A 23,519-nucleotide genomic window follows, 5' to 3' on the forward strand; every position below is an offset into this window, starting at 1 on the left:
TCGAGCCTCCGTGTTCAGGTAGATCCCGAGCCGGGGCCCGGGATGAGTTCAAGGTGATGTCTCCCCTGAATGGGTGGGGAGTTGTTCCACGATAGGGCCGTGGGAGCGCTCTATGAAAGGCTCGTGGGGATCTGCCGTGTGCTGTTCAATCGGCGTCCTCTCGCTCGTCAGGGTCGGCGGGCGGGACGCGGTGGGTCGGGTCCGAGACGTGATTGCGCGGCTGGCCCCCGCCTTACTCTCCACGTCCGCGGAACGTGACGATCGGAGTGATCTCCGACCAGCCGAGGCTGCCGTAGAGCTTGCGCCCGCTGACGCTCGCCAGGAGCAGGCCTGTCGAGGCGCCGTGTTCCGCAGCCCAGGCGCTCAGACCGGTCATAACTAGGCGGCCGAAGCCGCGGCGGCGGAACTCCGGACTCGTTTCGATGCGGTCGAACACGACGTCTCCTGCGCGCACCGCGGCCTGCCCGCGGGCGGCGATCGCGCCCCCTACCTCGATGGAGGCGTGCGCGACGAAGTCGTCCTCCTCGATGCGCACCTCCGCTGGCACCGCAGTGGGCAGGACGCGCGTGGTCATCATGCGCTCGTCGCTCGTCACGGCATCGAGGGCGGCGACGGCGGCGAGGCTGTGGGCGTCGAGGTGTCCGACGAGGGTGAGCCACGTGTCCGGCGCGGTGGTGGCGGCGACCAGTCTGCGGAGTTCGGGGAGTGACGGCATCGCGCTGATGCGCTCCCGGGTTCGTGTATCGGCGGCGACCTCGACGAGCCAGCCGTTGCCGTCGCGTCGGCCGAGTATGCGGCGAGAGTCCATCCAGCCCTCGATCCAGCGGTCGAGGAGGGTGTTCGTGTCGAGCATGGGGACACGGTAGCGGGGGGCGGGCGTGACGGCGTATGTAAGAGGTCGAGTTATGGCGGCAGGCCGCTTCAAGTGATCGTTCTGGCGATTGCTGTGATGATGCAGGCGGGCGTCACGATGATGAGGACAGCGAATCCGAATGCCGCGTTCTTGCAGGCGGCAAATTTTCGATTGGCTGTCTGCGCGAGGTCGTGGGTCTGACGCCACGCGTCTTCGTCTCGGAGTGTTGTGCGGGCGTGGTGCTGTAAGTCTTGCAGGGGAAGCCGCGACATGGCTGGCCACGCAAAGCGGTTCGGCTCCGGCGTCCCGATAGTTCTTGTGGGCGTGATCGCACGGATAATCCAGAAGACTGTCCAAAGCAGCGCTACGGCGGAAGCGCCAGCCAAGACGGTTACGGCTACTCCGGTGGGGGAGCCGTCGATTTGTTGGATCACCGTCGTCGCGTTTGTGACGGACATTGCGAGAACTGCGGCGACGCCGGCGCTGAGGATCGTCGCCTTGGTGTCGGCAAAGCGCACCCAATTGGCGACGTGATCCATCGCTTCCAGCGCGAGGTCAAAAACATGATCGGCAGCGCGATCCCGCTCGCCCTTCACCGCGCGCGTGCAGCCACATCGGAGCGGTAATCCTCCAAGCCTGCCCCCGCTTCTCACTATCGGGGAACCCCTGTCATTCCCCCGGCGAGGAACGCCCCGCGTTCCTCGAGCAGCCGGCGCAGGTGCCGACTGAGGACCAGGCGCTCGGCGATTCGCCCGAGGACTCCCAGGGGCGCGGCATACGACAGTCGGTCGATCATCACAGATCCGGCCCCGTCGGGCTCGAACCGGTGCTCGTGCCGGAACTGCGCGAAGGGTCCCCGCGTCTGCTCGTCCACGAAGGAGCGGGGTGCGTCGAGCGCGGTGATGGTGCTGGTCAGCCGGAAGGGGATGCCGAAGTGGCGGGCGCTCCAGGTGACGTTCTCGCCCAGGCCGATCAGGCCGGTGACCACTCCGGAGACGGCGCGCTCGCGGGCGCCCGCCTGGGACTGGGTGTGCAGGTCGATGTCGCGCGCTCGGTCGAACATCTCGGCGGCAGGGCGGGCGGAGCGGGTCACGACCTCGATGAGCAGGGGCATGGCCTCGATCCTGCCCGGCCGCGGCACCCGCCACCAGCGGGAGGCCCGCACCGATGACGTGGGAGTTGACAGGAATCTTCATGTTCTCGTAGCTTCCGAGCATCGAAGCCTGACCTGGACGCTCAGTCCGGGCAGCTCGCCAGCCGGAGGACCCGGCGTGAACTGGAAAGGACCATCTTCCTGATGCGCTTCAGCCGACGACAACTTTTGGTAACGGCTGACGACCTGAAATCCCGGATCGCTGGAAAATGACCCCTTTCAACGATCAGGCGATGGAAGCCGAGCACAAGCTCGGTAATTTCTCGGTCCTCATCCTCGCCATCGTGGCGCTTCTCTGCGCGGTTGGGCCGACAGCAACCGATTCTCCCCTTGTCGGCATAGCATTCGTCGTCCAGGCGCTGGTCCTAGTCATGATCGGATGGCGCACGCTACAAGTTCAGACAAGGCAACGACGCATCATGTTGAGTCTCGCCACGCTGGTGACGGTCGGAATACCAATCTGGACCGCGGCTGTAACACTTGGCGTGCTGAAGGTGATGCGGTCTGACAACCAGCAGCAGATCGTCTCATGCGGCCAAGCCGCGTCAGCCGACGGTCTCCACCAAAGGATTGGTGATGTTACCGACCAATTGCTGCCGCCCGCGACCATATGTCGAACAGTCGAAGGAAATGTCTATTTCCTGACACCGGTTCCGCAGACTGCCATTCTAACTGTCGTATATGTGGTCTTGCACCTCGTGGTTATCGGACTTCTCTGGATTTCCTTTTTTGGGATAAGAATGCCTAAGCGCTTTTAGTTCATGTTGCATTAACGGAAACTCCCGCGGGGTCCGATGTGGCTGCGTACGGCCGGGTTACCCCGACCTGGCCTTTCAGGAGTACAAGGATTCAGGCGTCCCAACTTGACAGAAGGCCGCCCGCAATGGCGGTTCAATTGAGAGGAGACCTATAAATGAAGAAATGGAATCGAGGATGGGGCCCGATGCGTCCACCGCTCCCGACGTGGCTAGCCGCCGTTTCGACGTCGACCGGATCCTCGGCTAGCACTCATAGTGAAGGGTCGGCGTCTCCTCGGCCGGGAAACCCTGCGCCTCGAGTGGGCGGCGCAGGTGCCGCGTGAGCACCAGCCGCTCAGCGATCCGGCTGCGGATGCCGAAGGGCGCGGAGTAGGACAGCCAGTCGATCATCACGTAGCCCGGGCTGTCCGGGTCGAATCGGTGATCGTGCGGGACGTGAGCGCCGGATGGGCGGCGCCGCCCGAAACGGCGCTCTCGACGTGGTCGATCAGGTGGTGCTCCTTGCGCGCCCGGTCGATGGCGGCGAGCCACTCCTCCCGCGACTGCACCAGGCCCTTGGGGTGCTCGATGACTCATTGTTCGTCGAGGAGGGCGTCGAGCGCGGGCAGGTCGACGAGCTCCAGGGCGTTGAAGCGCGCGGTGTGCACCGCACCGGACCGTCGTCGGTTAGGTCGTTTGAGAGGCTCACGCCGCCGCCACTCCCGGAGGCCCAGTCGTCGCCCGCCGCACCAGCTGCGTCGGCAGCTGCACGTGCAGCGAATGCGGCGCACGCCCGGCCATCAGGGTGATCAGCATCTCGGCGGCGGTCGCGCCGAGGGTCTGCATGGGCTGGCGGACGGTGGTCAGGGGCGGGTCGAAGCGGGAGGCTTCGGGCACGTCATCGAAGCCGATCACCGAGAGATCGTGTGGCACGGCGAGTCCGAGGTGGGTGGCGGTCTCGATGATGGCGAGGGCCGAGACGTCGTTCGCGGCGAAGACGGCGGTTGGCCGGTCCGGGAGGGACAGCATCCAGGAGGCGGGACGCCGTGCGGTGTCGTGGTGGTAGTTGCCCACCCGCAGGAGGCGCTCGTCAAAGGCGACGCTCGCCTCCGCCAGCGCCGCCCGGTAGCCGGCCTCACGCAGCCGCGCCGAGCGCAGGTCGCCGCGGCCGGCCACGAAGCCGATGCGGCGGTGCCCGAGGGCGAGCAGGTGCCGGGTGGCGAGTAGGGCGCCGCCGAAATTGTCGGATTCGACGGTCGGCAGGTCGGCCCGGCCGGTATGCGGGTCGACGGCGACGAGCGGGATATCGGTGGGCGCGCTCACGACGGAGGGGGTCACGAGGATGGCGCCGTCGAGCAGCGTGCCGCTGAGTCGGCTGAGCGAGCGCCGCTCCCAGCCCTCCTGCTCGCCCTCGTGCGAACCGGAGTAGGCGAGCAGGTCGAAGCGGGAGTCGGCGAGTACCGAGCCGACGCCCTTGAGGATCTCGGCGCTGAACGGCTCGAAGCCCGCGACGAGTACCCCTATGACGCCGGTGCGCCGTGAGCGCATGCTGCTGGCGACGAGGCTCGACTCGTAGCCGAGTTCGCGCACGATCTCGAGGACGCGGGTGGCCGTGGCGGGCGCGATCCCGTACCGGCCGTTAACGGCTTTCGACACCGTTGCAACCGAGACTCCGGCCGCTGCGGCGACGTCGTGGATGGTCGGACGCAAGGTCATGCCCGACTGTAGCTCCTGCCTCGAAAACCATTTCGAAAACGTTTGACCCCTCCGAAACCGCCGCTGACACTGACTGTGCCCGCCCTCGCGGCGGACGCACCAGAGCGCCGCTTCCCTCGGCGGTGCTTCTCGACGAAGAGAAACGGTTGAACAATGAAGTTCAGGAAAATAGCGGTGGCCACAGCAGCCCTGCTCGGCGCGGCGGCGGCCCTCAGTGGCTGCTCGGCACAGAACTCGGGGTCGAGCGACGGCACCGTCGCCATGACCCTCTGGCAGAACTCGACCACCGGTCCCGGTCAGAAGTTCTGGGACAAGACGATCAAGGACTTCGAGGCCGCGAATCCCGGAGTGACGATCGAGTCGCAGGCCATCCAGAACGAGGACCTCGACGGCAAGCTGCAGACGGCGCTCAACTCGGGCGACGCGCCTGACGTGTTTCTCCAGCGCGGCGGCGGCAAGCTCGCGGCGATGGTGGCGGGCGGTCAGCTCAAGGACATTACGGGCGGCATTTCGGATCAGGCGCGCAGCGAGATCCCCGAGGGCTCGTTCTCGGCGAACACGCTCGATGACAAGGTGTGGGCGATGCCGGTTGCCGTCCTCCCGGGCGGCCTCTTCTACAGCCAAGACCTTTTCACCGCGGCCGGAATCACCGAGACGCCGAAGACGATCGATGAACTCAACTCCGCGATCACGAAGCTCAAGGGCAGCGGCACCCAGGCGGTCGCGCTCGGCGGCAAGGACGCGTGGCCCGCCGCGCACTGGTACTACTTCTTCGCCCTGCGCGAGTGCAGCGCCGACACGATGGCTGAGGCGGCCGACACCAAGGACTTCTCGGATGACTGCTGGGTCCGCGCGGGCAAGGACCTGAAGGACTTCGCCGCCACCGAGCCGTTCAACGAGGGCTTCCTCACCACCGCCGCCCAACAGGGGGCGGGCAGCTCGGCCGGCCTCCTCGCCAACCACCAGGCATCGATGGAACTCATGGGCGCGTGGGACCCGGGCGTGATCGCCTCCCTCACTCCCGACGAGAAGCCGCTGCCCGACCTGGGCTGGTTCCCGTTCCCCGAGATCGACGGCGGCGACGGCGAGGCCGGCGCGATCATGGGAGGTGTCGATGGCTACTCCTGCTCGGCCGGCGCGCCCGACGAGTGCGTCGACTTTCTCAACTACCTGGCCACCGCTGACGTGCAGAAGGAGTATTACGCGGCCTTCAACGCTCCTCCGGTGAACACCGTGGCGCAGGAGGCGGTCACGGAGCCGTACCTCCAGCAGATTCTCGCGGCCTACAACTCGGCGCCCTCCGTTTCGCAGTGGCTCGACACCGTCTATGGCCTCAACGTCGGCAACGCGCTGAACGTCGGAGTCGTCGACCTGCTCGCCGGCAAGAGCGACCCGGAGAAGCTGGTCCAGGCCGTCAACGCCGCCGCGGCGAAGGCGTAACGACCGTGGCACTCCGCGAGAGCCCGCTCCTGCCCGTGGAGCCGACCCGCGGGACCGAGCGCACCGGAGGCGTCACCGCGACGCTTCCGGTGCGCCGGCGCCGCCGCAGTGTGGGCTGGTCGGGGCGGCTCGAGATCGCGCTCCTGGTCGGCCCCGCGCTGATCGTGTTCCTCGCCTTCGTGATCTTCCCGGTCGTGATGGCGGCGTATTACGGCTTCTTCAGTTGGCAGGGCTACGGCGCCCCGACCGACTTTGTCGGGCTCCGCAACTACCTCACGATCCTCCAGGACCCGACGTTCCACGACGCGCTTGCGCACAACGGGATCATCGTGGTGCTCTCGCTGGTGCTCCAGGGGCCGGTCGCGATCCTTCTGGCGCTGCTGCTGAACCGCAAGCTGCGCGGGCAGTCGATCATCCGCGTGCTGATCTTCGTGCCGTACGTGATCTCGGAGGTCGTCGTCGGCACCGGCTGGAGCCTGATGCTCCAGACGAGCGGAGCGGTGAACGGGCTACTCGAAAAGGTCGGCCTGGGTGCGCTGAAGCAGGACTGGCTCTCGGATCCGGCTATCGCGATCTGGACGCTGATGCTGATCATTACGTGGAAGTACGTCGGCTTCGCGGTCATCCTTTTCCTCGCCGGGCTCCAGGGCATCCCCGAGGAGCTTTCGGAGGCCGCGGCGATCGATGGCGCCTCTTACTGGCAGGTGCAGCGACGGATCACCCTGCCGCTGCTCGCGCCGACCCTCCGGATCTGGGCGTTCCTCTCGATCATCGGCGCGCTGCAACTGTTCGACCTCGTGTACATCATCTGGGGGCAGTACGTGTCCTCGACCGCGGGTACCTCGACGATGGCGATCTACCTCGTCACCAACGGGCGGAACGCGGGTAATTACGGGTACGGGAACGCCGTCGCGGTGGTCCTGTTCTTGATCTCGCTCGTGGTGGCGCTGCTTTATCAGCGCTTCGTGCTGCGGCGCGATACCGCGGGTGCACTGACGGGAGAGAAGCGATGAGCACCCTGACCGCCGTGCCCCCGGGCACCGCCTCCCCTCTGGCGTCGATGCCGCCGAAGCCGCGGCGGAAGCCGCTCGGCCGCGGCACCACCATCGCCTATATCGTCGCGATCGTCGTGATTGCGCTGATGCTCGCTCCGGTGGGGTACATCATCCTTGGCGGGTTCCGTACTAACGCGCAGATTACGACCGATCCGGCCGGGCTCCCGTCGCCGTGGAATGTGCAGAACTACCTCGACGTGATCACCGGTGGCGTCTTTTGGCAGGAGGTGGGAAACTCCACGATCGCCGCGCTCGCCACGACGCTCGGCGTTGTCGTGCTGGGCCTGATGGCCAGCTACGTTCTCGCCCGCTACGACTTCACCGGCCGCGGCGTGTTCTACGCGCTCTTCGCCGCCGGCCTGATGTTCCCGATGACCGTGGCGATCACTCCGCTCTACCTGGTGATCAAAAGCCTCGGCCTGATGAACTCGCTCGCCGGAGTCGTGCTGCCGCAGATCGCGTTCGGCCTGCCGACCACGATCATCATCCTGGTGCCATTCCTGCGGGCGATTCCGGACGAGATTCAAGAGGCGGCGTTTATTGATGGCTGTAGCCGAATCGGGTTCTTTTTCCGGATGGTCGTGCGCCTCGCACTGCCGGGCGTGATTACCACGGGGATTCTCGCGTTCATCGCGAGCTGGAACAGCTACCTGCTGCCCCTGTTCATCCTCAATAACGAGTCGACGTTCACGCTCCCACTCGGGGTGCAGGCGTTCTCGTCGCAGTACTCCGTCGACACGGCGAAGGTGCTCGCCTTCGTGTCGCTGTCGATGATCCCGGCGCTGATCTTCTTCAGCGTCTTCGAGCGCCGCATCGTCGGTGGCCTGACCGGGGCGGTCAAGGGATGAGTTCCGCCGTGCCCGTCGTCCACCCATCTACAGAGAGGGTCACACCGTGACCGCATCGCACGCACCCCGAGACCCGTCCCCGCAGGCTCCCTCCGCTCGTGTCGCCGAGCTGCTGGGCCGGATGACGCTCGAGGACAAGCTCGCCCAGCTCGTCGGCTACTGGGTCGACCAGGGCGGAGAGGTCGTCGCTCCGCTCGCCGGCGAAATGGCTACGTCGACCGGATACGCGGAGGCCACCCGAGACGGGATCGGCCAGCTGACCCGGGTCTACGGCACGCGCCCCGTCGATCCGCTCGAGCGTGCGCAGTGGCTCTGGGCCGAGCAGCGCAGACTCGTCGAGGAGACCCGGCTGGGCATTCCGGCGATCGTGCACGAGGAGTGTCTCACCGGGCTTGCGGCCTGGCGGGCCGCGACGTTCCCCACTCCGCTGGCCTGGGGCGCCGCCTTCGACCCGGTGCTCGTGGAGGAGTTGGGGCGGGTAATCGGCGGCTCGATGCGCGAGCTGGGGATTCACCAGGGCCTCGCGCCTGTGCTCGACGTGATCCGCGACCCTCGCTGGGGCCGGGTGGACGAGTGCATCGCCGAGGACCCCTACGTTGTCGGCACCCTCGGCACCGCCTACGTGCAGGGGTTGCAGTCGGCCGGAGTCGACGCGACGCTGAAGCACTTCGTCGGCTACTCCGCCTCCCGCGGCGGGCGCAACCACGCGCCCGTCCACGCCGGGCCGCGCGAGATTGCGGATGTGCTGCTGCCCCCGTTCGAAATGGCGATCCGCGATGGCGGCGCCCGCTCGGTGATGAACTCGTACGCGGAGATCGACGGCGACCCCGTCGGCGCCACTCCCGCCTACCTGACAGGGGTGTTGCGCGAGCGCTGGGGCTTCGACGGAGTAGTGGTCGCCGACTACTTCTCGGTCGCGTTCCTGCACCTCATGCACGCGGTCGCCGCCGACCTCGGCGAGGCGGCAGAACTGGCGCTGTCCGCAGGGATCGACGTGGAGCTGCCCACGGGTGACGCGTTCCTCGCTCCGCTCGCCGCGCGCATCCGTTCAGGAGCGACCGACGAGACGCTGGTCGACCGGGCCGTGCTGCGCGTGCTCGCACAGAAGGAACGGCTCGGGCTGCTCGACGCGCGTTTCGACGACGTGCCGCACTCGATCGATCTCGATTCGCCGGCCCACCGCGATGTCGCCCGCCGCCTGGCCGAGGAGTCGGTGGTGCTGCTGTCGAACGACGGGACGCTGCCGCTCGCCGCTCCGCGCCGACTCGCGCTGATCGGGCCGAACGCCGACAGCGCACCCGCGCTGATGGGCTGCTACTCCTTCGCGAACCACGTGCTGGCGCACCATCCTGACGTGCCGCTCGGCTTCGAGATCCCGACGGTCGCCGACGCGCTCGCCGCGGAGTTCGCCGCGGCGGAGTTGCTTCTCGCCGAGGGCTGCTCGGTCGAGGGCGACGACGGCTCGGGGATTGCCGCGGCGGTCGATGCGGCTGCCGGCGCCGACGTGGCGGTCGTGGTCGTCGGCGACCGCGCGGGCCTCTTCGGCCGCGGCACGGTCGGTGAGGGCAACGACGTCGAGAGCCTTGAGCTTCCGGGCCGTCAGCGCGAGCTAGTGGAAGCGGTAGTCGCCACGGGTACGCCGGTCGCGCTCGTCCTGCTCACTGGCCGCCCGTACGCGGTGGGCTGGGCGTTCGAGGGTCCGTCGGCTCCGGCTGCGGTCCTCCAGGCGTTCTTCCCGGGGGAGGAGGGCGCAGGCGCGATCGCGGGCGTCCTCTCCGGCCGCGTCGCGCCCTCGGGGCACCTGCCGGTGTCGCTCCCGCGCTCGGCGGGGGCGCAGCCGTTCTCGTACCTGCACCCGATCCTCGGCGGACCCTCCGACGTGACCAGCGCCGACAGCACTCCGGTGCTGCCGTTCGGGCACGGGCTCACTTACACGTCGTTCTCGCGCTCGGAGTTGGCGGTCACGGGATCCTCGGCGGCCACCTCCGGTTCGTTCACCGCGACCGTACGCGTGCGCAACACGGGCGAGCGCGCGGGCACCGACCTGGTGCAGCTGTACGCGCGTGACGTCGTCGCGAGCGTCACCCGGCCGGTGGCGCAGCTGCTCGGATATGCCCGCATTGGGCTCGAGGCCGGCGAGGAGGCGGAGATTCGCTTCGAGGTGCCGGCCGCGCGCCTGGCCTTGACCGGGCGCCACGGTGTGCGCATCGTCGAACCGGGACGGATCGAACTCTGGGTCGGACCGGACTGCGCGACCCGCGAGACGGAGGCCGCGGTCGAGCTGGTCGGCGACGCCGCGCCTGTCGACGGCTCCTCGCAGCGGTTCGTGCTGGTGGAGGTGCTGCGCGAGGAGGCACTGGTGGCGCTCGCCGACTGACGGTCGCGTCGACAACGAAGGAGGGAATGCTTGGGCGAGCCGGACATCAGCGGGCTCGCCGAGCAGATCCTTCCTTCGGCGTCTTTCACGGGCGCTCCTGAAAAGAGAAAATCGGCCCGAGCCAGGAGGCGAGCGGGCCGATCGTGTTGAGTCGACCGTACTCCATAATCCCAGGCATGTCCTGTGGCAGGCGCGTCGCGCAGCTCCCGTCAGCTCCCGCGGTCCTGGCGGGTCTGCGGTCGGCGCGGCAGGCTGGGGGGATGAGCGACGACGCGAAGCAGACCCTCCTCCGCTACCTGCAGGAGGGGCGCGACGCCCTGCTGCACAAGCTCGACGGACTCGGCGAGTACGACGTCCGGCGACCGCTGGTCGCGACCGGCACGAACCTGCTCGGGCTGGTGAAGCACGTGGCGGGCACGGAAGCGGGCTACCTCGGCGCCGTCTTTGGCCGCCCGTTTCCGGAGCAAATGCCCTGGATGGAGGCGGATTCCGCTCCGAACGCCGATATGTGGGCCACTGCCGAGGAGTCGCTCGAGGACGTGATCGCGCTGTACCGCCGCGTCTGGACGCACTCGGACGCGACCGTCGCCGCGCTCCCACTGGACGCGCCGGGGGTCGTGCCGTGGTGGACCACGCGCGACGTGACGCTGCAGCGGATCCTCGTGCACCTCATCGCCGAGACGCACCGGCACGCGGGGCACGCCGATATCGTTCGCGAGCTGATCGACGGGCGGGTCGGGCTTCGGTCGACGGGAGACAACCTCCCGTCGGTGCCGAGCGAGTGGTGGCCGGACTACACGGCCGGCCTGGAGGCCGTGGCGCGCGACGTGCGCGACCGGGGCTGAAGCGGGGGCAAACGGGTCCGGTGCCGAGATGCCGAATTCCGATGCCGGGTCTCATGCACCCCGTCAAGGGGGTAGGGACGCCCGCGGCCCGGCCATAGCGTCAGAGCCTGAGGCCCACCGGGAGGTTGCGGTCGAGACGGAGGAGGATGCCATGCAAAAGCTGTACTACGCGAGCGGCTACGTGCTACTGGGGAACGAGGTGTGCACGGCGGTCGTCGAGTACGCGCAGGCGTTGGCGAACGTAGGTAAATCGGACCTGGTGGTGGTCCCCTCTCTCTCGGACGAGGGGTTGCGTGGGGAGACCCGACTCCTGCTCGGCCCAGCCAGCCAACTCTTCACCAGCCCGGCGCTCGACCGCGGCGTCGACCTTGACGACCCGACCGCCGTGGAGTCCATGCGCGAGAAGACGCGCCACCTCCAGCCCTCCCGGCCGACCGTCCAGCCCCGAGGCGAGGTCGAACTGGATGAGACCGACTACCTCTGATGCGGCTCAGATTCAAGAGGCCCCTCATGTCAGGGTGATCTTTGCGCGCTTCATAGCGTGGAGTGTGAGTGATCAACGGGGCGGTTCTTGCGCCACTCACACACCCTCCGTCGCTTCCCAGCGAAAACTGTTACTGTGCGCTGCATGACCTCGACCACGGTGACTCCGCGCCTGCGACTTGCAAGGCCGCCAGTCATTCGCGTGCGGACGACAATTCATTTTGCCGAGATTGAGGACCTTACTCTTAGTGAGTTGGCACCATTTGTCGTCGAAATGAGTCAAAATTACCCGAGCATCTCGGAACACTTCCCCTTGCCTCCTATTGGGGATGATGGTAGTGCCGTTGAATTTGCAGGAAGAAGTTCGGGGCTGCCGATGCCGCTTGTCTCAATGGTCGCCGACTCGGGTAACGAGATAAGTTTTCAGGCGGACAGATTGAGCCTGTCGTGGAACTTCGACCGACTGAAGCCCGACAAAATCTACCCTGGCTTCGAGCTTCTCAGAGAAGAGCTTTTGCAAGCGTTTTCGACCTTCGAAGAACAGTTGCAATCGCTTGGTCACCAAATTACTATTCAAGCGTCTCAGGTTCTCTACCGAAATTCGGTGAACGAGTTGCCGGGCGCCGGAGTGGCGCTCTACCTTTTGACCGGTCTTGAAAACATTACTGCCAGGCATATAACAGACGACCGAACGTATGCTGGCGCTCGTCTTCGCTTTCCAGCTAACGAAGGCGGCATTCGTCGATCGGTCGCAGCCGGAGTTGACAGTTCATCAGACGAAACGACTGTCCTCTGGATAAAAGTTCTCTCCCGGCCGGCTAGCAGCGAAAGCGCGTTTGTTTTGCTTGACGACGCGCACGACGAGTCAATCCGCCGGTTCATTCAATTCACGCCCGGATGGCTTCGGGAGACGTGGGGTGTCGTAGGAGGTTCCTCTTGACTCTGCTGCAAGACGAATTTTTGACTTCCCCGAGGCATGAGGTGAAAGAGCCTTATTTCCGGGCGCGGACGTGTGCAACTGTAACTGCACGGGAATCAAGTCCTACAAGCGGCTCTGGCGGATTCGGAGAAATGGCGGATGACGCCATCGATCAAGTCGCTCCGACTCCTCGTCCTGACTGTGACCACTACCTTCGCCACCTCCTGTTTTCAATGGCTGCTGACCCTCGTTCAGGTTTTACCTATAGAATAGTAAATTATTTGCTGATTCTCTTGCGACGGGTAATGGACGAAAGTAGTGTTTATCCTGCTATTACTCCCGATGGTGAAGGTGGAGTTTCGTTTGAATGGTCTTCTCAGGACTGGCTGATCGAACTAGACCTCATTGCTGATGGTTCGTATATTCTTGTGCGGCGGCGCGGGGATGGGGTTAATGGTCAAGCGACCGTCTCTCACGGCCGCATCAAGCAGATGCCGATAGCGTACCTGCGCTCACTTATTGACGACTATTCGAGATTCGTAGAGCTACGAAACCCGAACTGGCGCCTTAACTTTAAATAACATGAGCCAGTGGATCAAGGATCAGTCCGATATTGCGGATGACGGTTGGATTTACCGTCGAATACGTCTCATCCCCGAGCACTATGTACCCATTGATCCAATTTCGGGTTTGCCAAAGATTACAAACGCCGCCTTGGCTTATCGAGATGATGGCATGTCTGTTGCAATTGGTGAGCTTATGCAGCATCAGCAGGTGGAGGTATCGGACTTAGCCGATTTTGCTCGTCACGCGGTTGCTCGTTGTGGAGTTATAGATATCCGTGCTGCGACTGCCGGCGTTATTGCCTCTGTAGACGAGCGTGATGAGAATGAAGGACGCGGCCGGGCTCACGGCTTGGTTCGAACTGATGCACCGCCGCCGGATCGCGAACGGTGGGCGCTTGTTCGTGACCAGATTAGGCGAAAGATGTCTCTCTGCGACTCGCCCGCTCTCGAGTGGGTTCACACTAGTTAGCGTGCCTCTTGTGGAGGCACTGATGCACAGTCACGACTCAAGCGTCGTGCTGGGGCGCTCGCCGAAGCGGTGAGCGTAGGAGGCCGAAAAGCGGCCCAGATGCGCGAAGCCCCAGCGCCGCGCGACCTCGCTCACGCTGACGATCCCGGACTCGCCGGCGCGCAGCTCCGAGCGCACGCCATCGAGGCGGATGCGGCGCAGATAGTCGACGGGAGTGACGCCGAACTCGCGGCGGAACTCGCTTTGCAGCGTGCGGAGGCCGACTCCGGCCGCCTGGGCGATGTGCTCCATGCGCAGTGGCTCGTGCGCGTGGGCGTACATGAAGTCGATCGCCGAGCGCAGCCGTCCTGAGCGGGGCACGGCGAGGTCGCTGGGCGCCTCGAGTGCGGCGTGCGGGAAAGTCTCGAGGAGGGCGACCGCGACGGTGCGGTCGGCTTCGCGGCGCAGAAGCGGTGAGCTCTCGGCGTCGTAGATCACTCGGGCGACCGTCGCGACGGTGGCGGACCAGCGGCGGAGGGCTGCGCCCTCGGGTCGGGCTGTCGTGTCGAAGAGGAGGGGGCCGCCGTGCGTGCCCTCCACTTCCTCCGCGATGTGCTCAAGGTAGACGCCGTCGAAGTGGATGAGGTTCTGCCGGTAGTCGTGGAATTCGAACCGGCTCGGCCTGTTGGTGACGAAGACCGCCGGCCGCCCGACTCCAAGGGTCACGGCGTCGCCGTCGAGGTCCGTGGCTCCCTCTCCGGCGGTCAGCCACGAGACAACGTACTCGCCCTCCGTCTGGATCGAGCCCTGCACCGATCCGGCGAACTGACTGCCGCGGAGGGTAACGTCGCCGTCGCCGACGGAGGTGTAGCGGTAGGAGAAGTCGGGGCTGGGCTCGACCACGAATCGGTCCCCGTTATAGGACTGCTCAAAGAGCGCCCGTGCTTGCTCGATGTCCCGCCCGTGGATGTCGGAGCGGAGGACCTCGCCGTTCTGTGCATCCATCGGCGCCAGGGTCGCACGACCTCTGGTCGATTGCGGCTCATGCAGCGGTGACAGTTCGCTAGGCGGATACGGCGTCCGCCGGGCCGGCCGCTCGCGTCATGGCCTGCACGCTCGCGGCGTGGAACTGGGCAAGCAGGACGACGGTGTGCCGCGCCTTCGCTTCGATCGCGAGGGAGAAAGTGGCACCGGAGAGGGTGACGCGCCACGAGCGGATGTCGTCGGTGCCGACCCTGGCCGTGATGCCCACTGGTGCGCCGCCGCTGGTGTCGCTCCCGCCGAGCACGAGCGTGGTGTCGGTGACGCAGAGACTGCCGCTGACTCCGCCGATCGTGGAGGAGCACTCGAAAGCCGCATTCTGCTCCGCGGGCCCCGCGAGTTGCACGAAGTCAGAGGCGTCCTCTGCGTCCGGCGCCCGCGCGCGGTGCGTCATCGGATGCTCAGGCCGCGTGCGTCAGCCCGGCGGAATCCGGCTGCTGCGCGGGCTCGGCGACGAGGCGCAGGCCTCGACCGCTGTTCGCCTCCTCCATCAGTACCCGAACCCAGCCGGCGTTAATGGCCGGCATGCGGCTGCCGTGGAACGAGAACTGCAGGGGGATGCTTGGGTGCAGCCACAGAGTCTGGCGGCCGGTGCCGTGGGCACTGGAGGCGTCGAGTTGGAACGCGAACGCCTCGTCGCGCCGGAACTTGTTGATCATGACGATTTGAAGGTGCGCGAGTGCGCGGTCGTCGATCTCGTGGGAGGTAGGAGGAGTGCCGTAGAGGAGTGCGCCCATGTGCGGTGCCGCCATTCTGTGCTGGTGCCGCGGTGCCGGCCGCAGCGGAGAGGGGAGAGGACGCCCCGGCGAGCGCCGTCGAGGATGGTTGCGGTTGTCGTGGTGTTCAGTTGCTCCGAGGCCGGACTCTTCGGACGCCTGCTCAGCAGGGCGGTGGAGTCGGGCGGTCGGGCCGTCCCTCCGGCTGTTCTTCGAACGTACGCGCCTCCTCCGACCGCCGCGGGCGACTATCCGCATTGCGAAACGTGTTATCGGGTCACTGTGCTGACTCCCAGCAACGCGGCGCTCGGTTCCGGGGCGCGTCAGTAGAGTCCGCTTGATGAACGACCCAACAGAAGGCCCGCGTCCCGTCGATTTGTTCGCGCTGCCGCCGGAACTCGCCGCCGCGCTCGCCTCGGTCGACCAAGCCCTCTCGGCAATGGCGGCGGGGGATCCGGAGCCGTACCGCCGCTGCTGGGCTGACTCCGCCGACTCCACCCTGTACGGCGCCTTCGGCACGATCGAGCGAGGTCGAGCGGACATCGACGAGACCCTCGGCTGGGTCGCTGGTCGCTTCGCCGACGGGGAGCTGCATCCCCGCTATGACGTGGTGTACACCTCGGGCGACCTCGCTTACGCGGTGGGCAGCGAGAGCGGGAGGACCCGGCTCGACGGTGGGGAGGTGCGTCCGCTCGTCATCCGGGTGACTCACATCCTCCGGCGCATCGACGGGCAGGGGTGGCGGATCGTGCACCGGCACGGCGACCACCCGCCCGCGCTCGACCGCTGAGGTGTCGCGGTCGGCTCGGCCGCAGCACGGAGGCCCGGAACGCGCGCGACTGTCCAAAAGTTGTCGCACTCGACGTCGAGTGCGACAACTTTTGGACAGTCGCGCGCCCGGCTCAGGCCCGGTCGCGGTGGGATTGCCTGCCTCCCCGACGCCGCGGCCGCTGCGGCTGGCGCGTACATCGCACCGCATCTTCGCCGCGAACGACCAGATGGCGCTCGGCGTGCTGCGGGCGCTGCACGAGGCGGGGCGCGCGGTGCCGGGAGACGTGAGCGTCGTCGGCTTCGATGACGTGGAGGAGTCGGCGAGCTTCTGGCCGCCGCTGACGACGGTGCGGCAGTTCTTCGGCGACACGGGGCGCCGCTCGGTCGACCTGCTGCTGCGCGAGCTGGAGTCGGGCGAGCGCACCGGCGTCTCGCTGGTGCCGACGCGCCTGATGGTGCGCGAGAGCACGGGGCCGCCGCCGCCGGGGTCCTAAGGTGCGATGTGCAGGGTGCGATCTGCAGGACTTCCGTGGTCCTGGAGCCTGCTCGCGCGGGTGAGAGCGCTCTTCTGGGCGTAGATCCGGCAGATCGCACGCCCGCGGGTCAGACCGGACGTCGCGCGTGCAGACGCTTTCTCAGAGCGACGAGGGCTATGGCCGTCCCCGCAATCAGTGCGATCACTCCGCCGCCGAGAGTCCCGGACTGGAGCTGCGCCGAGATCTCCACGAGTGATGATCCGAGTGCCAGGCCGGCTGCGACTCCCCACTGCTGGGCGGCGGTGAGAATCCCTGCGGAGGCTCCGTGCTCGCCGCTCCGAAGGCCACGAGAACCAACGACGGTCGCCACGACACCGCACAGCACAAGACCGAAGCCGGCGAGACTCGTGCCGACGACGACTTGCACGAGTGCGGCGACCCCGTGGTCGACCGGGGCTGACAGGGTCACTAGGCCGAGCGCCATGGCGACGAATCCGCTGAGCGCGGCGCGGTGGGGGCCGATCGTTCGCAGAAAACGCGGTGCGATGTACGCGCCAGCCGCAGCGGCCGCGGCGTCGGGAAGGAAGGCACTCCCGGAGGCAAACCGAGACCACCCGAGGACGTCCTGCATATAGATGGAGGCGAAGTAGACCATCGCCCCGCCGGAGAGCGGTGCTGCGAAGCTGAGTAGCGCGGCGGCGCGGACCGATCGGCGTGCGAGAAGCCCGGGCGGCACCAAGGGGTTCGAGGTCCGCCGCTGCTGACGAGAGAGCACCACGAATCCTGAGAGAGAGACGGCGGCGAGGCCGAGAAGCCACGGTCCTCGGCTGGCTTCGTTACTCAGCACCGACAATGCTGCGACCAGGCTGACACTGGCCGTCGCAAAAAGCAGGGCACCGACAATGTCGACTCGCTCACCGGGCACTCTCGTTCGAGGGAGCACCGAGGCGGCGGCAGCCCCGAGCACTGCCGCGAGGATGGTGCAGAAGACGAAGACGCTCCGCCAGTCGGCGAATCCGACGAGTACGCCACCGAGGACGACACCGGCGGCGAATCCGGCTGACGCCGCTGCCCCCCACAGACCGAGCCACCTCGGCCGCTCCGCCGAGCTAGTGAGTTGAGTGAGAAAGGCGAGAGCTGATGGCGCCAACAATGCTGCGGATGCTCCCTGCGCAACCCGAGCGACGATCAGCACACTGAAAGACCAGGCCAGTGCGGCGAGCAGACTCGTCATCGCGAAACCGCTGATACCCCAGAGAATCAGGTTCTTCGGACCCCAGCGTTCTGAGGCGCGCCCACCCAAGAAGAGGAGCGCGGCGAACCCGACCGCGTACCCCGTCACAACCCAGTGCGAGAGAGCTGGGCTGACGCCGAAGTCGTCCTGGAGGTCAGGGATCGCAATATTGATGATGGAGAACTCCATCGCAACCAGCAGCTGCATGCCGCAGAGCAGCCACAGACCCGCGGGATCACGACGGGACCGTAGTTGAGTTCCGGCGCGGGCGCTCCCTGTCACCGTCCCTCGGCCGGAAAGAGCGGAAGGTGCGTCAGGACATCAACGTCACTGCGTTCATCGCCCTCGGTAGCGATCGCGAGTACCTGGATGACGTGCCCGCCTGCTTGATCAGCGAGGCTACGCAGTGCTTCGACAGTTGCTCCGCTACTGACGACCTCATCAACGATCGCGACACTATTGCCGTGAAGCTTCGCTCTGTCCGCCTCGTCGATAAATAGCATTTGCTCGCCAGCGGTGCCCATTGTTGTCAGCGATACAGCGAGCGGCTGACGCATAGTGGGTCTCCTTTTCTTGCGCGCGAGCACATAGCTGAGACCTCGACGTCTGGCGATCCCATGAGCGAGCAGTATCCCGCCGCTCTCTCCGGCGAGCAGCACATCGGCATGAGACGTGAGCCGGGCGGTTAGCTGATCGGCGCAATGCTCGGTCAGTTCGACATCGCCATAGAGTTTCAGGAAGGCGACGCTCACCATCTTCGACACCGGGACCACAGGGAGATCCCTGCTCACGCCGTCAAAAGACGCAGTGTGCGCGGTCATTGAAGTTTCTCCTTCTCGGGTCGGTGTGCCACCGCTGCCCGTAGGTCGGCAAGGCGGTTGGGGAAAGTTTCGCGCGCGGGAAAAACCGAACTGCCCAGAACGAACGAATCGGCTCCTGCCTCGAGGAGTGGTGTCACGCGTTCGGGACTGATCGCTCCGTCGACCTCCACACGGCGAACGGAGGACTGACCCACCCACGAAGCCGCCGCCCGAACAGTCTGCACCGCCTCTGGACGGAACGGTCGTCCGGTTCCGCCGGGCACGACGCTCATCACGGTCAGTCGCTGGGGCTCGACCGCGTCCATAACCCACGGCTCGGGAAGCTCGTCGCCGTCCAGCACCAGACCGACCTCCACGCCTGATGCGGCGGCAGACCTTAGCATCGAGATAGCCCTCGGGTTCAGTGAGCACTGATGCAGGCATATGGCGGCGGGCGTGCGATCAAGGATCAGTGGGAGGAGCTGTTCGGGCTCGGCGAGCATGACGTGAACATCCACGGGCATGGTGAGGCGTGCCTGAAGGTCGCTGATCACCTCGGGCGGCAGTCCGAGGTTCTTGTAGGACGGGTCGATGATGTCAATGTGCAAACGTTCGACACCCAGAGCCGCGATCTTTGTCAGCTCATGCTCGAGACGCGTCTGGTCAATACAGATGACCGATATCGACAGTCGCAGATACCGCGGACGCGTCATGCGAACACTCCGCTGTGATCAGTGTGGTCACAGCGGTCGGACGCCGGCGCGAGTAGCGGTCGAAGCTGCTCGGCGCATCCATCGACGAAGGACGTGGTCGACACCCGCGCGATCGAAGGGTCGGGGTAGGTGTCAAGAGCGGCGAGATTCTCTAGTCGTCCGTCACTGAGGAGCCGGCGGACTCGGTTCCGACCGGTCTCCGTTAGCCGAAGGTGGGCCGCTGCCGCAGCTATTCTGGACGCCCCGAGCGCTTCGAGCGCGTCTACCGCCTCCTTCATGGTGCCGGCACTGCACACGAGGTCGTCAAGGATGAGGACGTCGCGTCCCGCGAGACTGTCTCCGTCAATCTCCAGCGTCACCGTGACGGTGGACGCTCCAAGCCGCAGCTTCTCGGCCACGAGGTACTCGAGTCCGACTGTTCGGGCTACTTCGGTGACCAGCCCCGCAGAACCAGCGTCTGGTGCGACGAGCACGGGGTTGACGAAACCGGAGTTCGACACGCTCGAGCGGAAGAAATCGATCGCCGACGCTTGAGAGAGACGAAGCGGTTCATAGGCCTTCGACAGCACGTCGACTGAGCCCGACTGGATCGTCACGATGCGGTCTGCTCCTGCGACTCGGAGGAGATCCGCAACGAGCGCGGCCGTCGTTGACCGATACTCTCCTTCGACCGGGCGGTCTTCTCTCGAGTACGGAAGGTGTGGCACGAACACGGTCACCTCTGCCGCGCCGTATTGGCGGTAGGCACGCACAGTGACAAGCAGGGCGAGTAGCGCCGTATGCAGATCCTCCTCTGCGCCGGACAGCGACTGGAGAATCAGCACGTGAGCACCATCCGCTCGCCCTGGAAGCTGAGCATAAATCTCTCCGTCGGGGAACGTTCCATCACTGCAGCGGCATAGCCATGTGACTGACGGCAGCAGGGCGAGTATCCGTTGAGACGCCCCCGGGTGGCTGGCTTCGAAAGCAGAACACGTCGTAAGGATCATGCTGGACGACTTCCCTGATCGTCAGAGAGATCGATTTCGAGAGCAAGCGCGTCCATCATGTTCGAGCCGGAGTATGAATGCCGCGCGAGTGCAAGCAGATCCTCAGTGGCGTTGACGGCGATCGTCCGCTTGTATTTCGTGAAAAGAGGCACATCTGATGCGGAGTCGCCCAGCGCGACGATATCGTCATCAGCAGCGCCGATCGCTGACTGGATCTGCGCGGCAATGCGGGGCTTGTCTTCGGGGTTCAGTATCTTCATGCCGTACTGAGAGCCACGAACATGGTCGAAGTCTCCGACGAGGCGCGCAAATTCTTCCGGTGCCATTGTGAGGAGGCAGGTGACGATTCCGACGCTGCGGAGCCCCGAGATGGCAGCATCCAGGTCGTCGATCTTCGCCACACTCGCCCAAGCGTCGCTGAAGTACATGAGGTGATCCGGCCCCCACAACTCGAGTGCTCGACGCGAGAAGTGAACACTGTCTATGTGGCCGGCGCGGAATTCGGCCTCGAGGAGTTGAATTTCAGGTAGAGTTCCCGCCGCCAGCGAAATCGCTTGCGCCGCCGTGGAATCGCGGATGATAGTTCCGTCGAGGTCGAAGATGACCAGTTTTGTGGTCACGATGCGGCGACCTCGATGGCCGCCTCGACGTCGCCGCCATTCACCAGCACTTCATCGGCGATCGCGCCCGTCAACCCTGGAGCACAGCCGTCGATCACGGCGCTGCCGCTCGATGCCAGAAGAGCACCCCTAGGCGGCGCAGCGACCTCAGAGGACGGAAACGTTCCCATTGACGCTCCGCAGAACACAGCACTATCACTCAACACGACCCCCCGGTCAAGTTCTGTATGTCAGTCACGTTCTGCGCGATGTCAGTCACGTTCTGCGCGGTGAACTAAGCTTGCCCGAGCCTAGTCGCGCTCATGATGATGCGCAACCGGCATCGAAAGCTCGCGCAATGCTCGTGAGCAATCAGGTTGGCGGCGAAGAGGCACTGCGTATCCGTTCTTCGCGCAGCCCACGCGCTCATATGCTGATTCCGCGTTCAGCGAGTTGAGAGCGTTAATGGATTTTTGTCGATCGGACCGAGGCTGCGTCTGCTGCGAGAGCGCTACTGATCGTGGTCACGGAGTGAGCCCGGCAGGAATCCCGCCTGGATCCTCAGTGCTGTGCGACATCGATCACCTGCACGTGTGATTCTGATTGCCTCGCTCAGGTCCTGGGAAGCAGCGCGGAGGAGGTGCATGGTCGTATCGCTCTCGCAATCGAGCTAGGCCTTGGCCGCGGAGTCGACAGCGCACGATACTGTGAGTATTTTCACCCCCCGAACTACAAGGAGATGCACATGTCGGTCGGCCTGCTGGCGGTTGTCGATGACATCCTCACCGCTGCCCTGAAGGCGAGCGCCAAGACGGCGGGTGTCGTGATCGATGACGCGGCGGTGACTCCGCAGTATGTGCAGGGACTCACGCCCGCGCGGGAGCTGCCGGTGGTGTGGCGGATTGCGCTCGGGAGCCTGTTCAACAAGTTCATCATCATTATTCCGCTGGCGCTGCTGCTCTCGGCGTTCGCGCCCTGGGTGCTGCCGTACTTGCTGATCCTCGGCGGCGGCTTCCTCTGCTTCGAGGGAGCGGAGAAAGTGCTGGAGTGGTTCGGCGTGCAGCACGCGGCGGGTGAGACTCAGGCGCGCGACGAGAAGAAGCTCGTCTTCGGCGCCATCCGCACCGACCTGATCCTGAGCACCGAGATCATGCTCATCGCGCTCGACGGCCTCGACCCCGACTTCGGCGTCGGTCCGACGCTCGGCGCGCTGGCTCTCGTCGGGTTGGGGATGACCCTGCTCGTGTACGGCGCGGTCGCCCTGCTGGTCAAGATCGATGACGTGGGCCTGGGGATGATGAAGAACGCGGCCCGGGGCGTGCGGCGCGCGGGAGCGAGGATCGTTGCGTCGATGCCCGCCGTCTTCCGTGCGATCAGTATCGTCGGCACGCTCGCCATGCTGTGGGTCGGTGGCCACCTCGTCGTCGCGAACCTGGCCGAGACGTTCTGGCATGCGCCCTCCGACCTGGTTCACGCCGTCACGCACGCCGTCGAGACGGCCGGGCCGGTCGTCGTCTGGCTCGCGGATACGGCTGTCTCGATGGTGTTCGGCCTTGTGCTGGGGCTGGTCATCGCCGCCGTGGTGCTGGGCGTCTCGCGCCTCCTCCAGCGCGATACGGCGGCCGCCACGCACTGACGCCCGGCGTGCGCTCGAGTGTCCAAAAGTTGTCGCACTCGCGGTCGAGTGCGACAACTTTTGGACACTGGGCGTGGGGGGTGCGCGCGAAGGGCCGCCCCCGCGCCTCAGGGCCGGTGTGTCGACTCCGGGAACGCCTCGGGCTCGCACTGGATCGTCGCGTGCTCGATGCCGTGGCGGTCGCGGAGGACGGCGAGCACCCGCCCGAGCGCCGTGCGGTAGTCAGCGTCCGGAGCGACCACCACGTGGCCGCTCGCGCTCTCCATGCCGGAGGTGATCGTCCAGACGTGCAGATCGTGTAGCGCCAGCACGCCCGGCACGGCGCAGACATCGCGTTCTAACGCGTCGAGGTCCACGTGCGCGGGCGCCGACTCCATCAGGATTCCGAGTGCCTGCCGTGTCAGCGACCAGGTGCGCGGCAGGATCAGCAGCCCAATCAGCACGCCCACGATCGGATCGACCCAGGCCCAGCCAGTGCTGAGCAGCACGATCCCGGCGACGATCACACCCACCGAGCCGAGCGCATCCCCGAGCACCTCGAGCGAGGCTCCGCGGAGGGTGATGCTCTCTTTCGCGCCGACCGAGAGCAGGCGCAGACTCAGCAGGTTCACGGCCAGTCCGACGACGGCGGTGATCAGGAGGGGACCACCTGGCACCGCGGGCGGCTCGGCGAAGCGCCGCACCGCCTCCACGATCACGAAGCCGGCGACGGCGAACAGCAGCAGGCCGTTCGCGAGGGCGGCGAGCACTTCAAGGCGGTAGGAGCCGTAGGTGCGCCCCTTCGTGGCGGGACGTGCAGCGAGGGTGATCGCCGCGAGCGACATCCCGAGCGCGAGGACGTCGGTGCCCATGTGTGCGGCGTCCGAGAGCAGCGCGAGCGAGCCTGTCGACACTCCGACGGCGAACTCGACCACCATGAACGCCGCGGTCAGCAGGAAGGCGGCGACCAGCGGACGCCGGTGCCGCGCGGCAGCGGACCCGGCCGCACCGCCGTGCGAGTGGCCCATTAGCTCTGCGCATCCCTGTTCATATGCGTAGTCTTGCATATGTCTCGCCGACACGCCGCCCCGCCCTGCGCACTGCGGTCGCGAGGTCCCGTCGGCT

At 66.0% G+C, this 23,519-nt stretch carries 27 protein-coding genes and 1 pseudogene; 13 read left to right on the forward strand and 15 right to left on the reverse strand.

Annotation, left to right across the window (positions count from 1 at the left end):
• Window positions 1-232 precede the first annotated feature (232 nt).
• From HRF29_RS10250 to HRF29_RS10260, 3 genes are all read right to left on the reverse strand, one after another.
• Window positions 233-853: a GNAT family N-acetyltransferase gene (locus tag HRF29_RS10250; protein ID WP_173248431.1), complete on the reverse strand. Its 621-nt coding sequence runs from the start codon at window positions 851-853 to the stop codon at window positions 233-235.
• Window positions 854-921: 68 nt separating this feature from the next.
• The gene (locus tag HRF29_RS10255) at window positions 922-1,449 is read right to left on the reverse strand and encodes a Pycsar system effector family protein (RefSeq protein WP_173248432.1); all 528 of its coding nucleotides are present in this window, start codon (window positions 1,447-1,449) and stop codon (window positions 922-924) included.
• A 56-nt stretch (window positions 1,450-1,505) separates the two neighbouring features.
• On the reverse strand, window positions 1,506-1,967 hold the full coding sequence (locus HRF29_RS10260; protein ID WP_173248434.1) for an SRPBCC family protein: 462 nt from the start codon (window positions 1,965-1,967) through the stop codon (window positions 1,506-1,508).
• A gap of 248 nt (window positions 1,968-2,215) precedes the next feature.
• Between HRF29_RS10260 and HRF29_RS10265 the strand changes: the two genes are divergently transcribed.
• Entirely contained in the window at window positions 2,216-2,764 is a 549-nt protein-coding gene (locus HRF29_RS10265; protein ID WP_173248436.1) for a hypothetical protein, read from the forward strand.
• Between the two features lie 243 nt (window positions 2,765-3,007).
• Here HRF29_RS10265 and HRF29_RS10270 read toward each other — a convergent pair whose 3' ends face one another.
• The 3 genes from HRF29_RS10270 to HRF29_RS10280 form a co-directional block, all read right to left on the reverse strand.
• A complete protein-coding gene (locus HRF29_RS10270) occupies window positions 3,008-3,154 on the reverse strand; it encodes a hypothetical protein (RefSeq protein ID WP_173248438.1) in 147 nt (48 codons plus the stop codon).
• Window positions 3,154-3,312: a hypothetical protein gene (locus HRF29_RS10275; RefSeq protein ID WP_173248440.1), complete on the reverse strand. Its 159-nt coding sequence runs from the start codon at window positions 3,310-3,312 to the stop codon at window positions 3,154-3,156. The genes HRF29_RS10270 and HRF29_RS10275 overlap by 1 nt, the downstream gene beginning before the upstream one ends.
• A 136-nt stretch (window positions 3,313-3,448) precedes the next feature.
• A complete protein-coding gene (locus HRF29_RS10280; RefSeq protein WP_173248442.1) occupies window positions 3,449-4,459 on the reverse strand; it encodes a LacI family DNA-binding transcriptional regulator in 1,011 nt (336 codons plus the stop codon).
• Between the two features lie 153 nt (window positions 4,460-4,612).
• Between HRF29_RS10280 and HRF29_RS10285 the strand changes: the two genes are divergently transcribed.
• The 9 genes from HRF29_RS10285 (at window position 4,613) to HRF29_RS10325 (ending at window position 13,461) form a co-directional block, all read left to right on the forward strand.
• Window positions 4,613-5,899, forward strand: coding sequence for an extracellular solute-binding protein (locus HRF29_RS10285; protein WP_173248444.1), 1,287 nt, complete (start codon window positions 4,613-4,615; stop codon window positions 5,897-5,899).
• Between the two features lie 35 nt (window positions 5,900-5,934).
• Entirely contained in the window at window positions 5,935-6,912 is a 978-nt protein-coding gene (locus tag HRF29_RS10290; RefSeq protein ID WP_343043722.1) for a carbohydrate ABC transporter permease, read from the forward strand.
• Window positions 6,913-6,959: 47 nt separating this feature from the next.
• Window positions 6,960-7,802 carry a carbohydrate ABC transporter permease gene (locus HRF29_RS10295; RefSeq protein WP_246226936.1) on the forward strand — a complete coding sequence of 281 codons (843 nt, stop codon included), beginning with the start codon at window positions 6,960-6,962 and terminating at the stop codon, window positions 7,800-7,802.
• A 121-nt stretch (window positions 7,803-7,923) separates the two neighbouring features.
• Complete coding sequence (locus HRF29_RS10300) at window positions 7,924-10,179, forward strand: beta-xylosidase/alpha-l-arabinosidase (protein WP_173248702.1); 2,256 nt, start codon at window positions 7,924-7,926, stop codon at window positions 10,177-10,179.
• 260 nt (window positions 10,180-10,439) lie between these two features.
• Window positions 10,440-11,024 carry a DinB family protein gene (locus HRF29_RS10305; protein WP_173248448.1) on the forward strand — a complete coding sequence of 195 codons (585 nt, stop codon included), beginning with the start codon at window positions 10,440-10,442 and terminating at the stop codon, window positions 11,022-11,024.
• A 151-nt stretch (window positions 11,025-11,175) separates the two neighbouring features.
• Complete coding sequence (locus tag HRF29_RS10310) at window positions 11,176-11,508, forward strand: hypothetical protein (protein WP_173248450.1); 333 nt, start codon at window positions 11,176-11,178, stop codon at window positions 11,506-11,508.
• Between the two features lie 144 nt (window positions 11,509-11,652).
• Window positions 11,653-12,447, forward strand: a complete 795-nt coding sequence (locus HRF29_RS10315; protein WP_173248453.1) for a hypothetical protein — start codon at window positions 11,653-11,655, stop codon at window positions 12,445-12,447.
• Window positions 12,444-13,007 (forward strand): hypothetical protein, encoded by a 564-nt coding sequence (locus tag HRF29_RS10320; RefSeq protein ID WP_173248455.1) that lies wholly within the window; start codon window positions 12,444-12,446, stop codon window positions 13,005-13,007. The genes HRF29_RS10315 and HRF29_RS10320 overlap by 4 nt, the downstream gene beginning before the upstream one ends.
• 1 nt (window position 13,008) lies before the next feature.
• Window positions 13,009-13,461 carry a hypothetical protein gene (locus HRF29_RS10325; protein ID WP_173248457.1) on the forward strand — a complete coding sequence of 151 codons (453 nt, stop codon included), beginning with the start codon at window positions 13,009-13,011 and terminating at the stop codon, window positions 13,459-13,461.
• Window positions 13,462-13,491: 30 nt separating this feature from the next.
• Here the strand turns inward: HRF29_RS10325 and HRF29_RS10330 are convergent, their stop codons facing one another.
• From HRF29_RS10330 to HRF29_RS10340, 3 genes are read right to left on the reverse strand one after another with little or no spacing between them, the layout of a single operon-like run.
• A complete protein-coding gene (locus HRF29_RS10330; RefSeq protein WP_173248459.1) occupies window positions 13,492-14,445 on the reverse strand; it encodes a helix-turn-helix transcriptional regulator in 954 nt (317 codons plus the stop codon).
• Window positions 14,446-14,503: 58 nt separating this feature from the next.
• Window positions 14,504-14,875 carry a hypothetical protein gene (locus HRF29_RS10335; protein WP_173248461.1) on the reverse strand — a complete coding sequence of 124 codons (372 nt, stop codon included), beginning with the start codon at window positions 14,873-14,875 and terminating at the stop codon, window positions 14,504-14,506.
• 7 nt (window positions 14,876-14,882) lie between these two features.
• A complete protein-coding gene (locus HRF29_RS10340; RefSeq protein WP_173248705.1) occupies window positions 14,883-15,218 on the reverse strand; it encodes a DUF7882 family protein in 336 nt (111 codons plus the stop codon).
• Window positions 15,219-15,537: 319 nt separating this feature from the next.
• Here HRF29_RS10340 and HRF29_RS10345 point away from each other — a divergent pair, with 319 nt between their 5' ends.
• Window positions 15,538-15,987 carry a YybH family protein gene (locus tag HRF29_RS10345; protein ID WP_173248463.1) on the forward strand — a complete coding sequence of 150 codons (450 nt, stop codon included), beginning with the start codon at window positions 15,538-15,540 and terminating at the stop codon, window positions 15,985-15,987.
• 187 nt (window positions 15,988-16,174) lie between these two features.
• Window positions 16,175-16,462 (forward strand): annotated as a pseudogene (locus HRF29_RS14700) (substrate-binding domain-containing protein); the annotation flags it as partial.
• 109 nt (window positions 16,463-16,571) lie between these two features.
• Here the strand turns inward: HRF29_RS14700 and HRF29_RS10355 are convergent.
• The 5 genes from HRF29_RS10355 to HRF29_RS10375 form a co-directional block, all read right to left on the reverse strand.
• A complete protein-coding gene (locus tag HRF29_RS10355; protein ID WP_173248465.1) occupies window positions 16,572-17,885 on the reverse strand; it encodes an MFS transporter in 1,314 nt (437 codons plus the stop codon).
• Between the two features lie 71 nt (window positions 17,886-17,956).
• Window positions 17,957-18,499, reverse strand: a complete 543-nt coding sequence (locus HRF29_RS10360; RefSeq protein ID WP_173248467.1) for a phosphoribosyltransferase family protein — start codon at window positions 18,497-18,499, stop codon at window positions 17,957-17,959.
• Entirely contained in the window at window positions 18,496-19,191 is a 696-nt protein-coding gene (locus HRF29_RS10365) for a ribulose-phosphate 3-epimerase (protein ID WP_173248469.1), read from the reverse strand. Before HRF29_RS10365 ends, HRF29_RS10360 begins: the two co-directional genes overlap by 4 nt.
• Window positions 19,188-20,180, reverse strand: coding sequence for a ribose-phosphate diphosphokinase (gene prs, locus HRF29_RS10370; protein ID WP_173248471.1), 993 nt, complete (start codon window positions 20,178-20,180; stop codon window positions 19,188-19,190). Before prs ends, HRF29_RS10365 begins: the two co-directional genes overlap by 4 nt.
• On the reverse strand, window positions 20,177-20,800 hold the full coding sequence (locus HRF29_RS10375; RefSeq protein WP_173248473.1) for a haloacid dehalogenase-like hydrolase: 624 nt from the start codon (window positions 20,798-20,800) through the stop codon (window positions 20,177-20,179). Before HRF29_RS10375 ends, prs begins: the two co-directional genes overlap by 4 nt.
• Before the next feature lie 724 nt (window positions 20,801-21,524).
• On the opposite strand from HRF29_RS10375, the gene HRF29_RS10380 reads away from it, so the two are divergent.
• Complete coding sequence (locus HRF29_RS10380; RefSeq protein WP_173248475.1) at window positions 21,525-22,415, forward strand: DUF808 domain-containing protein; 891 nt, start codon at window positions 21,525-21,527, stop codon at window positions 22,413-22,415.
• Between the two features lie 107 nt (window positions 22,416-22,522).
• On the opposite strand, the gene HRF29_RS10385 is transcribed toward HRF29_RS10380, so the two are convergent.
• The gene (locus tag HRF29_RS10385) at window positions 22,523-23,422 is read right to left on the reverse strand and encodes a cation diffusion facilitator family transporter (protein WP_173248477.1); all 900 of its coding nucleotides are present in this window, start codon (window positions 23,420-23,422) and stop codon (window positions 22,523-22,525) included.
• Window positions 23,423-23,519: the final 97 nt, after the last annotated feature.

The organism is Rathayibacter agropyri (genome assembly GCF_013249015.1).
Classification (GTDB): Bacteria; Actinomycetota; Actinomycetes; order Actinomycetales; family Microbacteriaceae; genus Rathayibacter; species Rathayibacter agropyri.

Bases quoted from the DNA above. Each gene is read 5' to 3' on its own strand.
- HRF29_RS10330 (WP_173248459.1), bottom strand. From the start codon at position 14,445: ATGGATGCACAGAACGGCGAGGTCCTCCGCTCCGACATCCACGGGCGG.
- HRF29_RS10270 (WP_173248438.1), bottom strand. From the start codon at position 3,154: ATGATCGACTGGCTGTCCTACTCCGCGCCCTTCGGCATCCGCAGCCGG.
- HRF29_RS10260 (WP_173248434.1), bottom strand. From the start codon at position 1,967: ATGCCCCTGCTCATCGAGGTCGTGACCCGCTCCGCCCGCCCTGCCGCC.
- HRF29_RS10325 (WP_173248457.1), top strand. From the start codon at position 13,009: ATGAGCCAGTGGATCAAGGATCAGTCCGATATTGCGGATGACGGTTGG.
- prs (WP_173248471.1), bottom strand. From the start codon at position 20,180: ATGATCCTTACGACGTGTTCTGCTTTCGAAGCCAGCCACCCGGGGGCG.
- HRF29_RS10295 (WP_246226936.1), top strand. From the start codon at position 6,960: ATGCCGCCGAAGCCGCGGCGGAAGCCGCTCGGCCGCGGCACCACCATC.
- HRF29_RS10265 (WP_173248436.1), top strand. From the start codon at position 2,216: ATGACCCCTTTCAACGATCAGGCGATGGAAGCCGAGCACAAGCTCGGT.
- HRF29_RS10250 (WP_173248431.1), bottom strand. From the start codon at position 853: ATGCTCGACACGAACACCCTCCTCGACCGCTGGATCGAGGGCTGGATG.
- HRF29_RS10380 (WP_173248475.1), top strand. From the start codon at position 21,525: ATGTCGGTCGGCCTGCTGGCGGTTGTCGATGACATCCTCACCGCTGCC.
- HRF29_RS10285 (WP_173248444.1), top strand. From the start codon at position 4,613: ATGAAGTTCAGGAAAATAGCGGTGGCCACAGCAGCCCTGCTCGGCGCG.
- HRF29_RS10315 (WP_173248453.1), top strand. From the start codon at position 11,653: ATGACCTCGACCACGGTGACTCCGCGCCTGCGACTTGCAAGGCCGCCA.
- HRF29_RS10365 (WP_173248469.1), bottom strand. From the start codon at position 19,191: ATGACGCGTCCGCGGTATCTGCGACTGTCGATATCGGTCATCTGTATT.
- HRF29_RS10310 (WP_173248450.1), top strand. From the start codon at position 11,176: ATGCAAAAGCTGTACTACGCGAGCGGCTACGTGCTACTGGGGAACGAG.
- HRF29_RS10385 (WP_173248477.1), bottom strand. From the start codon at position 23,422: ATGGGCCACTCGCACGGCGGTGCGGCCGGGTCCGCTGCCGCGCGGCAC.
- HRF29_RS10360 (WP_173248467.1), bottom strand. From the start codon at position 18,499: ATGACCGCGCACACTGCGTCTTTTGACGGCGTGAGCAGGGATCTCCCT.
- HRF29_RS10300 (WP_173248702.1), top strand. From the start codon at position 7,924: ATGACGCTCGAGGACAAGCTCGCCCAGCTCGTCGGCTACTGGGTCGAC.
- HRF29_RS10345 (WP_173248463.1), top strand. From the start codon at position 15,538: ATGAACGACCCAACAGAAGGCCCGCGTCCCGTCGATTTGTTCGCGCTG.
- HRF29_RS10340 (WP_173248705.1), bottom strand. From the start codon at position 15,218: ATGGGCGCACTCCTCTACGGCACTCCTCCTACCTCCCACGAGATCGAC.
- HRF29_RS10280 (WP_173248442.1), bottom strand. From the start codon at position 4,459: ATGACCTTGCGTCCGACCATCCACGACGTCGCCGCAGCGGCCGGAGTC.
- HRF29_RS10305 (WP_173248448.1), top strand. From the start codon at position 10,440: ATGAGCGACGACGCGAAGCAGACCCTCCTCCGCTACCTGCAGGAGGGG.
- HRF29_RS10335 (WP_173248461.1), bottom strand. From the start codon at position 14,875: ATGACGCACCGCGCGCGGGCGCCGGACGCAGAGGACGCCTCTGACTTC.
- HRF29_RS10355 (WP_173248465.1), bottom strand. From the start codon at position 17,885: ATGCAGCTGCTGGTTGCGATGGAGTTCTCCATCATCAATATTGCGATC.